This is a genomic window from Psychrosphaera sp., from assembly GCF_982872775.1.
On the sequence record NZ_CEYNSH010000010.1, the window covers coordinates 45304 to 61870 of the forward strand.

General features: G+C 41.4%; 11 protein-coding genes. 7 read left to right on the forward strand and 4 right to left on the reverse strand.

The genetic code is table 11. The features are described 5' to 3' along the window. Window positions 1–149 precede the first annotated feature (149 nt). From AC4E96_RS04795 to arsJ, 6 genes are all read left to right on the forward strand, one after another. On the forward strand, window positions 150–1313 hold the full coding sequence (locus AC4E96_RS04795; protein ID WP_490255039.1) for a hypothetical protein: 1164 nt from the start codon (window positions 150–152) through the stop codon (window positions 1311–1313). Window positions 1314–1498: 185 nt separating this feature from the next. Continuing rightward, window positions 1499–5299 (forward strand): hypothetical protein, encoded by a 3801-nt coding sequence (locus tag AC4E96_RS04800; protein WP_490255040.1) that lies wholly within the window; start codon window positions 1499–1501, stop codon window positions 5297–5299. Between the two features lie 90 nt (window positions 5300–5389). Beyond that, complete coding sequence (locus tag AC4E96_RS04805; RefSeq protein WP_490255041.1) at window positions 5390–6070, forward strand: hypothetical protein; 681 nt, start codon at window positions 5390–5392, stop codon at window positions 6068–6070. A 137-nt stretch (window positions 6071–6207) separates the two neighbouring features. Then, complete coding sequence (locus AC4E96_RS04810; RefSeq protein WP_490255042.1) at window positions 6208–6576, forward strand: metalloregulator ArsR/SmtB family transcription factor; 369 nt, start codon at window positions 6208–6210, stop codon at window positions 6574–6576. Window positions 6577–6666: 90 nt separating this feature from the next. Then, window positions 6667–7674, forward strand: a complete 1008-nt coding sequence (locus tag AC4E96_RS04815) for an ArsJ-associated glyceraldehyde-3-phosphate dehydrogenase (RefSeq protein ID WP_490255043.1) — start codon at window positions 6667–6669, stop codon at window positions 7672–7674. A gap of 91 nt (window positions 7675–7765) precedes the next feature. Beyond that, the gene (gene arsJ / locus AC4E96_RS04820) at window positions 7766–9040 is read left to right on the forward strand and encodes an organoarsenical effux MFS transporter ArsJ (protein ID WP_490255044.1); all 1275 of its coding nucleotides are present in this window, start codon (window positions 7766–7768) and stop codon (window positions 9038–9040) included. Here arsJ and AC4E96_RS04825 read toward each other — a convergent pair. After that, on the reverse strand, window positions 9020–11089 hold the full coding sequence (locus AC4E96_RS04825; RefSeq protein ID WP_490255045.1) for an extracellular solute-binding protein: 2070 nt from the start codon (window positions 11087–11089) through the stop codon (window positions 9020–9022). The genes arsJ and AC4E96_RS04825 overlap by 21 nt on opposite strands. Window positions 11090–11320: 231 nt before the next feature. Continuing rightward, window positions 11321–12235 carry a transcriptional activator NhaR gene (nhaR, locus tag AC4E96_RS04830; RefSeq protein ID WP_488033979.1) on the reverse strand — a complete coding sequence of 305 codons (915 nt, stop codon included), beginning with the start codon at window positions 12233–12235 and terminating at the stop codon, window positions 11321–11323. Window positions 12236–12374: 139 nt separating this feature from the next. On the opposite strand from nhaR, the gene nhaA reads away from it, so the two are divergent. Beyond that, window positions 12375–13607, forward strand: a complete 1233-nt coding sequence (gene nhaA, locus AC4E96_RS04835) for a Na+/H+ antiporter NhaA (RefSeq protein ID WP_488033980.1) — start codon at window positions 12375–12377, stop codon at window positions 13605–13607. A gap of 88 nt (window positions 13608–13695) precedes the next feature. Here the strand turns inward: nhaA and AC4E96_RS04840 are convergent, their stop codons facing one another. Further along, the gene (locus AC4E96_RS04840; RefSeq protein ID WP_488033981.1) at window positions 13696–14082 is read right to left on the reverse strand and encodes a rhodanese-like domain-containing protein; all 387 of its coding nucleotides are present in this window, start codon (window positions 14080–14082) and stop codon (window positions 13696–13698) included. A gap of 208 nt (window positions 14083–14290) precedes the next feature. Further along, window positions 14291–16507, reverse strand: coding sequence for a catalase/peroxidase HPI (katG, locus tag AC4E96_RS04845; RefSeq protein ID WP_490255046.1), 2217 nt, complete (start codon window positions 16505–16507; stop codon window positions 14291–14293). Between the last annotated feature and the right edge of the window lie 60 nt (window positions 16508–16567).

Below are 16567 nucleotides of genomic sequence, written 5' to 3' on the forward strand. Positions count from 1 at the left end.
TTTTTTAATGCGCGCTCACGCCTTATTGAAAACCAAGGTTTACTCTTCCTCCAATTCTTTTATGATGGTTAAAAGGCTGTCTACTAAAGACATTCATTATCTTTACTAAAAAAGCCTCAAAACAAAAAGAAATAGGGAAAGTGCACAAAATGGATTTAGGCATTATTGGGCTCCACTTTTTAGTTAAAGGTGTCGTGACAAAGACCAAATATCTCTCGCAGGTTGCGATTGGACTGGCAGCGCTATTCTTGGGGCCTTCAGTTTTGGCCTCTGATCTGCGCGAAACTATAGTTGTAAATACCTACGCCGACTCATTCACTTCTACCAATATCACTCCAATCAAAAGTATCATCGATGATTCGTGGGAGACAGAGGTTAACGATGGAGCAGACGCGGGTATTTCTAAGTCTAATCTCGGTGCATTTGTGCAATATGGTGCGATTCAGTTGGGCGTTGAGTCCCGTTATGACTTTTTGATCCACACTAACGAAGATACGGCCCGGTTGTATAAATACGCCAAAACTAAATCATTCGAAACGACCGAAAAGTATCAGTTGGATATCGAGTACCAAATGTTGAGGGCGCGTTCATTTTGGATAGGTGCCCAAATACCACTTTATTCTAACTTTACGATAACGAACCGTTTGTATCTGTGGCACCCCACAGTTCATAGAAACTCAACTCTTCAAGGAGAGGTAATTGACGGCGTGAATATAAGAACAAGTGGTTATGCAGAGCTTGAAGAGTTCTACACCTATCGAAATATCCTGAAGCGCCCAGAGAACTATGACTGGGCCAAAGGAAAAGGAGTAAGTTGGAATTTAGGAGTGAACTGGCAAATTACTCCAGATTTGAGTGTCGAATTAATACTTAAAGACGTATACAGCCGCTTTATATTCGACAACATTGGTTATAGTAGAGGCGAATTAAAATCTGATACGACCTACCGGGATGACAATAATATTCTTAGGTTTAACCCTGTATATTCAGGTGTCGAGTCGACGCGCCGTTATAGGTATAGACCAAAACAAACAAGTATTGTTAAATTGCGTTATGTCGCAGAATATGCGGATCTTTATTTTAACTACCGACATATTTTCAATACATACACATCTTCGATTTTCGGTGCTGAAAAAACAATGTCTATAGGCAAAGTACAAACCTCTATAAGGTTGGGTGCTGATCTCGAAAATAAAGCGATTGAGCTAGGTTTTGGAAGAGGTAATTTCGTGTTCAATTTATTATCGGATTCGTTAAATTTGGATGACGCTAAAACGTTTGGAATGTCAGTGAGTTATTCACATAGCTTTTAGTTTTGTTAAAAAGCTGTATCTAACATTCTTTGGCTAATATTTGACCATCCGTGGCATTGGCTCTATCCTTATGTCACTTAATGGAAATTATGTCGTTTTAGGTTTTTTTAAAACGTTTTAATAAGCTGTTTTCATTTTTAATTCACTGACAGTTTCCAATCAAATATCAATCAAGGGAATGAATTATGTTATTCAAAAAAGTAACGTTAGCTTTGCTTTTATCGTCTCTTGTCGCCTGTGGCGGCGGCAGTAGTGATGGTTCCGATATCGGTGTTAACCCACCTCCAAAACCTGATCCAGAGCCTGAACCAGATCCAATTACAACTTCAGTGAATGGCAAAGCCATAAAAGGCACTATCGCCAATGCTTCCATTACGGTTTTTAAATACGTCGATGGTGAGCCGGTGGAATTGACCGAAGATGAACTTCAAGAATCTGAAGTCACTTCTAACACAGATGGCAGCTACACCTTAACCTTGCTTGATTATGATGGCCCAGTAAAGGTCGTTGTAGGTGTTTCTACTGATACTGATAATCCAACAACTATGGTGTGTGATGCACCGAATGGTTGTGGTGGTGTCGCATTTGGTCAGAGCGTAAATTTAACAACAACCGCTGCCGACTTTAAGTTATCTTCGGTGAGCACGGTTACGTCTGGTGAAGAAGTGGTGGTTAACGTGTCACCTCTGACTCATATCGCTACCGCCTTAGTCGAGAAAGATGGTGTGGTAGATGAGGAAGTTATTGCTACCAAAAAGTCTCAAGTGGCTAATTTATTTGGTGTCGATGGCGATATTACCACACTAGAGTCTACCCAAATTGAAAACAACGGTGATGTGGCCGCAGAAGATAATGAAGCCGAACTTCGATATGCATTGGTTAATGCGGGTATTGCTAGTGCGCTTTTCAGCAACGGTGAAGACATCGCAGATAACTTAGAGCAAGCCGTTGACGACCTAGTGGAAAATGACGGCCAGATGTTAGTGAGTGATGACGGAGATGATGCTTTTGAGTTGAATATTTCAGAAGTTTTGGAGGCCGCTGCTCAAACGGCTGAGCTTGTCGCGCAAAATATCGAAAACGATGAATCAATTTCTGATGCGGATAGCCAAGTTAGTTTGTTGACCCAAACGGCTACTAATATGGAAAATGAGCGACAAAACCAACTACTCACTGCCGGTGATGATGGTCGTACTGATGTTTCTGCAGAGGAGTTGACTGCAGATGACGCAGTTGCCAAAGCAAAAGCCATGGTGGGAGACGTTCGAGTTTTTGCCAATCTGTTTGACGAAGATCACCCAAGCAACGAAGAAATTACCACACAAGGTGAAGAGTTCAGAACGCTTATTTCCAGTGCTAGCGATATGATTGAGGCAGAAGAGGCGGCGTTTGTGATCTTGTCTGACTTATCTGAAGTGCTTACCGAAATAACCATGAGTGACAATACTCAAACGCAATATGACTTGGCACAGTTCCAATCGTTAAACGGCCTTCAAGGCCAAATTATGGTCGATGAGGACAACTATGAGTTTTCAGTAGATGCTACAAATGAGTTAGGCCAGTCGGTGGTTTTTGATGCAGACCTCTCTTTATCAGACGATGGTACAGAGTTAACGTTTACGTTAGGCGGTAATTTAGAGTCAGACAACGCAACGGCAAGCATAGCTGCGGATAGCTTTATTTCTGTTCAGCTTTCGGAGTCTGTAACCCAGCAACAGCTAGAGGACGGTGATACGGAAGCGGAAATCGTCAGTGGCGATGTATCCCTTCGAGTTGAAATGTCTCAAAAGCAAACGGAAGCAGTGCCCAATCCTGTATCGTTTTATGGTGACTTAGTCATGTCATTACACATGATTGAAGCACCAGAAATTAGAACGCATTACTTTAGTGAAAACTCATGGCAAAACGATTTGTTGGGTAATGAGTCGTTATATTTTACTGAGAGTAAAAAGCGCCCTTATCCTGCTAATCTAACGCTTTCTGGTGGTTTCTCATCACTACAAGGTGAAGAAATTTCTGCAACCCTAACAGTCGATATAAAAGACGTAGATTCATTTGAAGCATCAGGTTTTGCATCAGGTATTGGTGAGCCTGCTAATATGCCTGTGATGTTTGTATCTATTTCTGAAGATGCCAATACTGTTGAATGGCATACAAATGAAGAGTTGTTTGAATCGACGTATGGAAGTAAGTATGAATACGACGGTTTTGACGATGGTCAAAGTTCTGGTTTTGTTCTGAGTATAAGCTATTTAGACAGCGAAAAAATAATTACGCACACAGATAATTATTTAATTACGAGTACAACTTCAAGTGAAACAGAAGGCACTTTAAAAGTTTACACGAAGAAAAGAATCTATTCTGCTGAAACATTTGTGTACCTGAGCTACCAAACTGCTGAAGAATTTGATCTAAATGGTGATGGTATCGTTGACGAATACCATTACTACCGCGAAAACGCATATATTCAATCAGAAGATCTTTTAGATATGGAGTACACATTTGAAAGTGCCTTCAATAATTCTGGCAGTATTATTGTTAACCAGGACCTTGTAAGAGCAAACGAATATTATGAGCAACCTAATTGGTATGTGAGCTTTGATGATTTTGTAAACGTTAATATTGGCGGCTATGGTCTTGAATTGACGAGTGCACTAGATGCATTTTACGGTGGTTTTGTTCGAAACAAGTATGGTGAACCTATTTATGATGTGTGGGATACAGAGATTGGAACTTTATTGACAGATAGCAGTGGCATTGAAAATGTAGAGCCTGGTGCACAAAATGTTCCCATTGATGGCTTAATTGTTCAACCAATTGTTAAAGACGCACTTTCAATTGAAATCAGTGACGATAATAGTGAAATAATGTTAGAAGCAGGGGATTACTATTCGCAAATGATTTCCCTATCAAGTGCTGACGCCAACCCAATCACAAACAAATACGAAATAAATACCGAATACGGTAACGAAGACATTGTTATCACAATGGAGTCCTTAATCGTCGACGAAGGGACTGACTATGCACGTGAAGGCGTTATTTACAACATTGATACAACTGCACGATACCAAGATGGTTATGAATTTCGATATGTTGAAACTCTCATTGCTCTGCCTGTCATGCTTATCATTGATGGGGTTGTGACTGATACTTGGGAGGTTCATGAAGGAGTGGGTTATGACTTTGGTCTGGATGATATTACAGATGAATCGGGTAACATTACCAGGGACTTTATTTTTAATAGTGAAGACACTGTTAAACGAATAAATGCTTTGTACGGGTTAACGGTGACTACGGATGATTTATTAAATCGCAGTGCAGATCAGCTCCTTAAGAACCTCATTGAAGGTGCCCAAAAATTAGAACCAGATAATTATGGGTATTACGAGCAGCACTTCTTAAATGCGTACGGGCCTATTAACATGGACGGCTATGGCCGAATCGGTAACTTCAGTCTATTTGATGAACCAGCTGACGAGTTAGGCATTATGGCTGGTGCGTCACTCAGTTTTGATGCGGTCGTTATTGAGCCTGAAGGGTCGGTAGGATTAGAGAGTGAAGACAATTTCTTAGATTTATCCGCGGCATTGTCAGTTAGTTTAATTCTGCAAGACTATGAGATTGACTTAATGTTATCGGGAGAGCGCACTGCGCTTGATGATGGCAAGTTTAGGCTTGATGCAAGTTATAAAGTACCTGGAGATGAAAGCCAGCGTTCATTTAGAGTGATGGTCGAGTCTATGGATAGCGATACGTTTGTCGTAGGAAATAGCGACGGTGTCGTGTTTACCATGTTCCCTGAGGCCGACGATACTCAAGAAAACGACGCTGAAGATGGCACGGAAAGCGAGGGAGAGGGTACCGAAACTGTCATTGGTGATATTCGTGTTGGGCCAGATGGTATTTTAGCGGCCGAAGTCGTTAAGCGCGATGGTGTGACGTTAATACGATATAAAGATGATGAGGGGAGTGTCGAGACACTTTAACCCTAAACTAAATAAAACGGCGCAGGTGATTCACCAGCGCCGTTTTTTATCAGTTCTAAAATATAAAAATAATAAAGTTAGGAATTGGCCATGATATCTTTTGAGTCTCAAGTCTATTTTAATGAAAAACACAGAGATACGCAGGCATGCCGATGCGGCAAGCCTAGTCATCAAGTTGATGTAGTTAAAACTGTGGGTTTGTTTTCATTGCCGCTGTTAGTGACTAGCCGTAAAGAAGCGTATCAATGCTTTAGTTGTTTTCGCTTAACGCCAACAGACTATCAATCCTCTAATAAAACCGCAGGCCTGACTCGTTTAATGTGGGGCTGGTTGGTAACATTGATGTTTATTTTCTCAGCTTATACGACTTGGAACTTGCTGTATCCAAATGACAGTGCCTATCGAATAGCTCCGCAAATAGGCGACACTTTGATTGTTAACTTATATGAGTTTACCAATGACTCTCGTTATTTAGGTCACCCGTATGCGTTAGCTAAAGTAAGTGAAGTCAGTGATGATGGCAATCTGACCTTGAAGGTGAGTCAGTGGCAGTTTTTCAAGGAGATCGAAGCTATTAAAGATGTGATAACGAAAAAGGATATGCTAGCTAGTTATTACTCGGGTCTTAACATGTCTTTACCAAATGAACAACTTGCTAATCATGATGTGGTCACTTCGGTGCGTCGACGTCATTCTGACTTTGATTTAGAATCGGTCCAGCGTGCTATATTTTTTGAAACTAAAGTGCGAAGCTATCCAAACGCCAATTGACAACCTAAAGCTGAAATAAAAGATCAAATCATCACTTTCATAAACTTATATCCAACAATTTATCACTGTTACACTTGAATTAGTTATATAACAAATTTATTATATAATGATTGTGTTATGTATTTGAGTGTAATTCTATGTCAACTGAAACTAAAGAACTAACACCGAGCGTCTTTTTCAAAGCATTGGCCGATGACATTCGTCTAAAGTCAATCTTACTTATTGCTATAGAAAAAGAAGTGTGTGTTTGTGAACTCATGGCTGCCTTGGCTGAAGAAAGTCAGCCAAAAGTGTCACGTCATCTAGCGCAGCTAAAAAAGTTAGGCTTGTTGACGGATAGAAAAATTCAACAGTGGGTGTTTTATTCACTGAATCCGACATTATCAGAATGGATGAAGGCAACCATCACTGACACTCTCTCTCAAAACAAAGATTACATTGCAAAAGAACTAAATCGGCTACATGACATGGGTGACCGACCTCAGCGAGTATCCCAATGTTGTTAAATAATTCGTTAATAAACACACGTTGTAACGACTTGTATTGAATCGCTTTATTTAAGTAATAAAAATTACACCACTCGACAGGAGTAAATAATGGCAAAAAAAATTGGAATAAATGGCTTTGGCAGAATGGGGCGTTTATCTTTACGTGCTGCATTTGAATGGCAAGACGTTGAGTTTGTTCAAATTAATGACCCGGCTGGCAACGCAGAGACGTTAGCACATTTACTAAAATATGACTCGGTTCATGGGATATGGCCAAATGAAGTTTCCCATACTGACTCTGGCATTATAATTAATGGCCATGAAATCAAGGTGTCTCATAATACGAAGATTGAAGACACGGACTGGTCGGGTTGCGATATTGTTATCGAAGCATCTGGCAAAATGAAAACTAAAGCACTATTGCAAAGCTATTTGGCCCAAGGAGTTAAGAAAGTTGTCGTCACTGCGCCTGTGAAAGAAGATGGCGTATTGAATATCGTGATGGGTGTTAATGATCACTTATATGATGTGAAAGTGAACGATATAGTGACTGCGGCATCGTGCACAACAAACTGCCTTGCACCTGTGATCAAAGTTTTACAGGATAAAATTGGTATTAAGCATGGCTCAATGACGACTATTCACGATATTACTAATACACAAACTATTCTTGACGCTCCGCACAAAGATTTACGTCGAGCGCGTGCTTGTGGCATGAGTCTCATTCCGACAACTACGGGCTCGGCAACTGCGATCACTCACATTTTTCCAGAGTTAAAAGGTAAGCTAAATGGTCATGCTGTCCGAGTGCCGTTAGCAAATGCGTCTTTAACTGATTGTGTGTTTGAGCTAAATCGCCCCACCACCGCCGAGGAAGTTAATAAGTGGATGAGCGACGCCGCAGAGGGTGAATTGAAAGGTATCTTGGGATACGAAGAAAAACCATTAGTGTCGATCGACTATAAAACTGATCCTCGTTCTGTTGTTGTTGATGCGTTATCGACGATGGTGATCAATGAAACTCAAGTCAAATTGTACACTTGGTATGATAATGAATGGGGCTACGCTAACCGTACTGCAGAGTTGATGCGCAAGGTCGCAAAGTCATTATCCTAGCAATGTCTCAAAGCACTGGTATTGAGCCAGTGCTTTGTTGTAATTGCTCCTAAAATTTTATTACTTTGATATAAATCCCGGTAACGAAAAAATGCTCTCAGATTCATCTAAGAAATCTGGATTATCCAGTGAAATCAAACAATATTTAGTTGTAACAGGAAACTATTGGGCGTTTACCTTGACCGACGGTGCATTGCGTATGTTGATCGTATTGCATTTTCATGCGCTTGGTTACTCACCGCTTAATATTGCCATGTTATTCTTATTTTACGAGTTCTTTGGCGTCGTAACTAACCTTGTTGGTGGGTATTTAGGGGCGAAATGGGGACTCAACCGAACGATGAATATAGGGTTGGGGCTCCAAATTGTTGCCTTACTTATGCTTACCGTTCCAGCAGAATACTTGAGTGTCATATACGTTATGATTGCGCAAGCTATGTCAGGAATCGCCAAAGATCTAAATAAAATGAGCGCTAAGAGCTCAATTAAAATGTTGGTTAAAGCCGGACAAGAAGGAACGCTGTTCAAATGGGTCGCGGTACTGACGGGATCCAAAAATGCGCTTAAAGGAGTTGGTTTTTTCTTAGGTGGCTTGTTGCTCACTACCGTTGAATTTTCGGGGGCAATGTGGGTGATGGGTGGTGCACTCTTGCTGGTTTGGCTTTATAGCCTGATTGCTTTAAAAAGGGAGTTGGGTAAGTCAAAAGCTAAGCCTAAGTTTTCTCAAATTTTCTCAAAAAGCCATGCCATTAACACCTTATCTGCGGCTCGTCTGTTTTTGTTTGGGGCTCGAGATGTTTGGTTTGTTGTGGCACTGCCTGTGTTTTTATCGCAAACCCTTGATTGGCAACATTGGACGGTTGGCACTTTTATGGCGTCATGGGTTATTGGATATGGGGTGGTACAGTCATTCGCACCTCGTATCGTTGATCTTAAAAGCGCTAAAGGTCCTTCATCAATGGCCACGAAGTGGGCGAGTAGTTTAGCTTTTGTGACACTGGTGTTAGCTATGTCACTGTGGGTTCTAAATCAGCCAGTCGATTCTACATTTGCTTTGTTTTCAGCTGATGACTCTATGGCGTTGATAGAAACTGTTTTGGTAATAGGGCTACTGATGTTTGGTGTGTTATTTGCGATTAATTCATCATTACACAGTTATTTAATCGTCAGTATGGCAGATGCAGATGGTGTGTCCTTAGACGTCGGCTTTTATTATATGGCAAATGCCATGGGCCGGTTAGTCGGTACGGTCCTTTCAGGTTGGATTTTCCAAGCGTATGGATTAGTTGCGTGTTTGATGGTGTCATTTTTGTTTGTGGCGTGGGCCGGGTTGATATCACGACAACTACCTACTCAGAGGTTGTAAAACGGGTGTAGGCAATTTTTGTAGTAACTTATCTATTTTTTGTTGAGCATTTTCAAGTGCTTCTTCGACCGGTATTTCGCCTAATAACGCTCGATGAATCTCATATCCAGTATGATAACCAATAGTCGGAAAGTAAAAAGTCTCAGCGTATTGTGTGCCGATAGTAGACTCAAATTTTGCTGGTGGGGTGTTATTTAATAATTGAAATTCAAGTGGAGCATACGGGAAATTGGCCATGTGGCCGTTTTCCTGATAGCTCGAACGACGAACCCCTGAAGGCAAAACGAACCTCTGATTATCATTAACACTGGGTGCTTTGCTTAAGAATTGAACAAACTGCTTGGCTAAGTCTTTGTTGAGCGATGAGTTAGGCACTGCAAAGTTCCATGACCAAAACCATCGAGAGCCCTGGTGAGTTTTCATATATGGCACATCGGCAATGGCGATGCTGTTAGCGACAGTAGAGTGGTTGTTATCAAATAAAGCGGGAGCAATGGAGGAAGCGTCGATAAAAAAGGCCAATTCACCTTTGGCAAATTTAGCTTGGTTTTCTTGCCAGCCCAAATCTTCCAAGTTGTTAGGTCCAAAGCGTTGTAACATTTGGATGTAGAACTTTACCGCCGTTTTCCATTCGTTCGTTTGCACATTGATCTGATTGTTTTGGTCAAACCAACCTCCGCCAAAGGTATTGACTAACAAAGAAATCAAAGCCATGTTTTGTCCCCAACCTGGGCGTGTTCTTAAACCTATGCCAACCGTCCCTTGCTCCGGCTGATGTACCTTTTTTAAAATGGCCATAAGTTTACTGTAGGTTAAAGGGGAAGGGAGTGAAATGTTGTGTTTCTTTAAGATATCTTTTCTATAATATAAAACGGTTGTTTCACCAGTAAAAGGCACTCCGAATAGCTTCTCTTTGTTCTTGGGATTAGATGCGTTTTGCATATTAGAACGACTGGAAACTGCATCTCTCACAGGTGGAAAATAATCGTTTAGTTGTAAGTGAGGCTCAATCGAGTCTAGAGGCTCAAACCAGTGATAGTTTATCCAGTTTTTTAACTCAAATGGACCGACTAAAACGACGTCAAACTCATTCTCACTTAATGCGAAATTACTTAATAGTCTTCGCCTTAGTACGTTTTCTTCAAACACACGCCAAATAATATTCACATTCGGATGTCGTGATTCAAATTGCCTCGCCAAGTATTTGGCGTATTCAATATTGTTTATCCGTGGCGCAGCTATAACGAGCTGCGTTGTTTTGGAGGAGCGGCTTGGAGTATTGTATACCCCATAACGGGTTAAAATCTGTTTAATGGCGCCTGATTTCTGCAAATCTAAAAGCGCTTGATTAAAGTTTGAAATTATCGCTTTGGCGTTGGGAGTGTCTTTTCTTACGGTAAAGTAATAAGGACTGTTAAAAGTAAATCGATTGTCGAATTTGACCTTACCAATAAGACTTGGTGCTTCTCTAACAAGCAGTTCTGAAGCGCTGTATCTGTCTATTAAAATGGCATCCACTCGTTTTAATTCAAGCATTTTTAACAAACTTAAGTGATTGTACGCATGAGTAATCTTGAAATTTTCATCACTCAATAGTTCAGGTGGTAACACTTCGCCTTTTATAACTCCGACTACATGGTTTGTTGAGTCGTCGAGTAAATCCACACTCTGCAAAGCCAATAAGCTAACTGAGCTGCTTGGCAAGGGGGCGGAATAAAGTAGGTCGGTCTGTTCGTGATAAAATCGCCTAATAGGGTAGGCGGCTTGTACTTGCTCGTTTTGCAACATTCTCAAAGAGCGAATATAAGGAAAGTATTCAATTTTGACATTGATGCCTTGTTGTTCAAAAACAGCACGTACGACTTCATTAAAATAGCCCACCTCAGTGTTATATTCTGAGCCAAACGTACTAACATCAGAAGACGCAAGCCTCAGCGTTTTTGGTTCGCTTGGCTTAGCATTGGCGAGAACGGCAGGTGTAAAGACAAAGCTCGTAAGCAACGTAATAAACAAGATATATCGGCCAATTCCGGAGTTCAGAGGTCGCACGGAAGCGAAGCACCGATAAGTGTTGACTAGTTTTACATAAAATCTACCACATTCCTGGGTGATTTGACGTTGTACTCTTGCAAGCAGTCTGAATATGAAATGCAATACCAAGGGTCTCCGAGTGATACATGAACTTCCCCAAACGATGTTTGAGTTATTTATTCAAAAGTAGTTAACCACTTGTGTATTAGCAAAGTTAATTATCTTATTTTCTATAATAGGGTCAAGGACCTAGGTAATGTGCATGTCCATCATATCAGTCATTTCATTTCGTTCTAAAATTGCGACTACCGCTGGATGTTTGATTTTTCTCTCCGTAGAGATCATATAGATGTGCTCTTGGATTTCTTGAGTACGGCCGATAAGTGTGGCATCGAAGTTTTTGAGAACGTGGGATTCGATATTAGATGGTGCCGTAAAAACACCAAAACCCGCTTGACCAAATAGTTTACACAATGCGCTGTCATCAAATTCAGCATTAATGTTGGCACGGATGTTGTGATTATCTAGCCAAGATAAAATACTGTGTTTGAGCCTAGATTGGTCACCTGGTAACAATAACATAAGCTCATTGAGGCATTGAGGGAACTCGCCAACGACCTTATCTACGTCTTTAGTCGCAATAAAGAATGACAACCCGGTCGATGCTATTTTGTGACTGTAGGCTTTAATATTAATGTTATTTGGAATGGCTTGATCGGCAATGATTAAATCGAGTTTATTCATTGCCATGTCCGCTAGTAATTGCTCTATTCGCCCTTCGTGGCAATTTAATTTCATATCTAATTCAAAGGCCATCACAGGTTTTAAAAATTCATATGAAAACACCTTTGGAATGACATCGGTAATGCCTACATCAAAGGTCATGCGCTTGTGAATGGTATTTGGTTCAATACTTTGTATTAACTCGCTTCCCAGCTTAAAAATATCTTCGGCGTAGCTGAACACTTTTTTGCCATTATCACTCAATACTAGGCGCTTTCCTTTGCGTTCAAATAAGGCCAATCCTAACTGTTCTTCTAATGTAGAAATTTGTCCACTGATGGTTTGAGGAGTTAGGTTTAGATGCTTACAAGCAGCAGTGATAGTGCCTTCACGAGCAACGACATAAAAATAATGAAGGTGATTGTAATTGATGTTTTTCATAAGTAGGGCCCGGCATGATGAAGCAATATAAGATATTGTATTTCGAAAATACCGAAATAAAAACCTGTTTTATTCGAATTTTAAAAGGTCCGCTACCTACGTATAAATACTACCATCAAATTTTTATATGGAAAGATCAATGACTAAAGTAATATTTAGACAAATGGCTCAGCAAGGAATCCTCAGTGGGGTCCTGTTAGTGATAGCGGCCATTTTGGCGATGATAATTGCAAACTCTAGTGTTAAAGGTATTTATACAGGTTTCCTAAATTTACCTGTAATTGTTCAAATAGGTACATTTGCTATCGAAAAGCCACTATTACTGTGGATTAACGATGGTTTGATGGCGATATTTTTCTTTTTAGTTGGACTAGAAGTAAAACGAGAAATACTTGCAGGTGAGTTGTCATCACCGGATAAGATTATTTTACCAGCCATTGGTGCTGTCGCAGGTATTGCGGTTCCAGCGTTAATTTACGTCTTTATAACGGGTGCAGACCCGGTTGCCAAGCAAGGCTGGGCAGTCCCATCTGCGACTGACATTGCTTTTGCATTAGGTGTCTTTGCGGTTTTTGCCTCCAGAGCGCCACTTAGCCTCAAGCTTTTCTTATTATCCGTCGCTATATTCGATGACATCGGTGCGATAATGATTATCGCGTTGTTTTATTCGCAAGATTTATCAGTATTATCGCTAATTATCGCAGCGATGGGGTTTGTGATTTTGTTTGTACTTAATCGCACAAAAGTGCCTTATCAAGCTGCTTATATACTCGTAGGGGTGATTGTTTGGGCAGCAGTTTTAAAGTCGGGTGTACACGCAACACTTGCTGGATTTGCTCTTGCTTTGTTTATCCCGTTAAAAGTAAAAACGGAAGATGGCAACCCCATGCTGAGTAACATGGAGCATGGTGTGGAGCCGTGGGTTGCTTACTTTATTTTACCATTGTTTGCCTTTGCTAATGCAGGTGTAGACTTATCAAATGTTGGACTGGAAGCGTTAACTGATCCAGTGACTCTAGGCATTATTGTCGGTTTATTTATCGGTAAACAACTGGGTATTTTTGGACTTTGCTGGTTGGCCATTAAGTCAGGCATAGCTAAATTGCCAAAAGGCGCTACATGGGGGCAGTTCTATGGTGTTTGTGCACTCTGTGGTATCGGTTTTACTATGAGTTTGTTTATCGGTTCGTTAGCGTTTGAAACTGCCGATGCCGGTTATTTTGAGCAGGTAAAACTGGGTGTGTTGGTGGCATCATTGCTATCGGCGGCACTAGGGGCAACGTTACTCCACCTTGCTGGTAAAAAAGTACAGCAACCTGTAACTGAAGAGTTAGACACTCCTACACAAAAACCATCAAACCAAGTTAACTAAGTAAGTCTTTTACACTTCTCAACCAAAGTTTGCCCATTTGTCGTTTGAATACGCAAATGGGCTTTTTTTTACCAAATAATTTTCAATACTACTTATTCCAGGCGTTCATGCCACCGCTTACAGAGTAAACGTTTTCGAACCCCATTCGTTGCAATGACTCCGCCGCTAATGCAGAACGACCACCTGTTAAACAAATAACACATAAGGTTTTGTTGTTAAGTTCTGCTAACGCGTCAGCAGGTGACTCAATATGGCTCACACTTGGGTGCTGGTGGAGCTTCATCTCTAATAATCCTCTCGGAATAGAAACCGCACCTTCAATATGGCCGTTATTGAACTCTCCAGGCTCGCGGACATCAATAAGTAGCGTGTTGTCATCAGATATTTTGGCTTTTAACTCTTCAACGGACAACTGCTTGATGTTAGGCATAACTTCTTTTACGAGTTGTTGACCTGTTTTAATTGATACTGACATAACGGGTTTCCTTTGGTTTTAAACAAACGATAAACACATACACATACGAAAGCAAAATAGGGTTTTCGTTTACTCATCGAGAATAAAAATTGTGAACTTAGTTTTTAGTACGAGTAATGTATATATTTCTAAATTAGACAACTCTAATATATTAACGGTTATTTGGGCTTGAATCAAAAAAGGCCACATTAGTGGCCTTTCTTATTAATTACTTCAAATCAAAGCGGTCAGCATCCATGACCTTGGTCCAAGCCTTCACAAAGTCTCGAACAAATTTTTCTTTTGCATCGTCTTGTGCGTAGACTTCAGCAAGAGCTCTAAGTTCTGAGTTGGAGCCGAAGACTAAATCAACTCGCGTTGCGGACCATTTCTTTTGCCCGGTTGTTCGGTCTGTACCCTCAAACTCTTGAGCATCATCGTCAATTGGTCGCCACTGAGTATCCATGTCCATAAGGTTTACAAAAAAGTCATTCGATAAATGGCCAGGTGTTGAAGTCAGGACACCGTGTGGTTTGTTATCGAAGTTCAAGTCCATAACTCGCATACCACCTATTAACACCGTCATTTCAGGTGCCGTCAAGCTGAGTAGCTGGGCACGGTCGAGTAACAACTCTTCCGGGGCGGGTGTATATTGTTTTTTCAAATAGTTTCTGAATCCGTCGGCATATGGCTCGAGTACTTCAAAGGACTCTTTGTCGGTTTGTTCTTCTGAGGCATCAACACGACCTGGGCTGAAAGGCACTTCGATATTATATCCTGCTTTAGACGCTGCGTTTTCTATTGCGACGACACCACCAAGCACGATTAAGTCGGCCATTGAGACTTGTTTTGAACCGCTATTGTCATTAAACACCTGTTGTACTTTAGACAGTGCTGCTAGTACCTTTTCTAACTGAGTCGGTTGGTTTACTTGCCACTGGTTTTGTGGAGCGAACCGTATGCGAGCTCCATTTGCGCCGCCTCTAAAGTCGGAGCCTCGAAATGTTGCCGCAGATGACCATGCGGTATAAGCCAACTCTTGATCCGACAACCCAGTCTCGGTAATCGCGGTTTTTAGTGTTTTGACATCATTGCTATCAATTAAGTCTCCCTCTCGCGACGGAAGTGGGTCCTGCCAAATAAGGTCCTCGCTAGGCACTTCTGGCCCTAAATAACGACTCTTAGGTCCCATATCTCTGTGAGTCAGCTTAAACCAAGCGCGGGCAAATGCGTCGGCAAATTCGTCTGGGTTTTTATGAAACCTCTCACAAATCTTGCGATATTCGGGGTCTTCCTTAAGGGCGATATCCGCAGTACTCATCATGATTCCGACTTTCTTGTTCGGGTCTTCTGGGTCTGGTGCCTTATGTTCCTCTTTTAAACCGACAGGAATCCATTGATGACAGCCAGCCGGACTTTTTGTTAATTCCCATTCATAGCCAAGTAACACGTCTAAATACGTCATATCCCACTTAGTCGGCGTTGGTGTCCAGGCGCCTTCTAGGCCACTGGTGATAGTGTCTCTTCCTTTGCCACTCTTGAAATTACTCTTCCAGCCCAAGCCCATTTGTTCAATAGGTGCCGACTCAGGATCTGGCCCCATGTGCTCTTCTAGTCCAGCCCCATGTGTCTTACCAAATGTATGTCCGCCAGCCGTAAGTGCGACGGTTTCTTCATCGTTCATAGCCATTCGTTTAAAGGTTTCACGAATGTCCCGTGCCGAACCTAAAGGGTCTGGATTACCATCTGGGCCTTCTGGGTTTACGTAAATTAAGCCATGCTGAACCGCTGCTAATGGGAGTTCAAGTTCACGGTCATCGTAATAACGCTCGTTGTCTAACCATGTGGTTTCAGCACCCCAGTAAATGTCCTCTTCTGGTTCCCAAATGTCCTCACGCCCACCGGCAAAACCAAATGTTTTAAAGCCCATAGACTCAAGAGCAACATTACCTGCAAGTACAAACAAATCTGCCCATGACAGGGAATTACCGTACTTTTGTTTAATCGGCCACAATAGACGCCGTGCCTTATCCAAATTACCGTTGTCAGGCCAACTATTCAGTGGTGCAAAACGTTGGTTACCAGTATTTGACCCACCGCGGCCATCGCCTTCGCGATAAGTGCCGGCAGCGTGCCACGCCATACGGATCATAAATGGTCCGTAATGACCATAATCTGCTGGCCACCAATCTTTTGAGTCGGTCATGACATTCGTCAAATCGCTTTTAACTTGTGCTAAGTCAAGCTTATTGAACGCCTTTTTGTAATCAAACTCTTCATCTAATGGTGACGACTTTTTATCGTTTAAACGCAATATGCGCAAATTGAGCTGACCTGGCCACCAGTCACTATTTGTCGTACCGGGGCCATCTTTACGAGAATTAGAACCATGTAAAACGGGACACATGCTCGGCTTATGATTCTTAGATGAATTCGTTGATGACATTATGCTCTCCTGCATTTATTGGGATTAAGTAGTGGATAAAGCATAGTCAGAGTTTTTAAA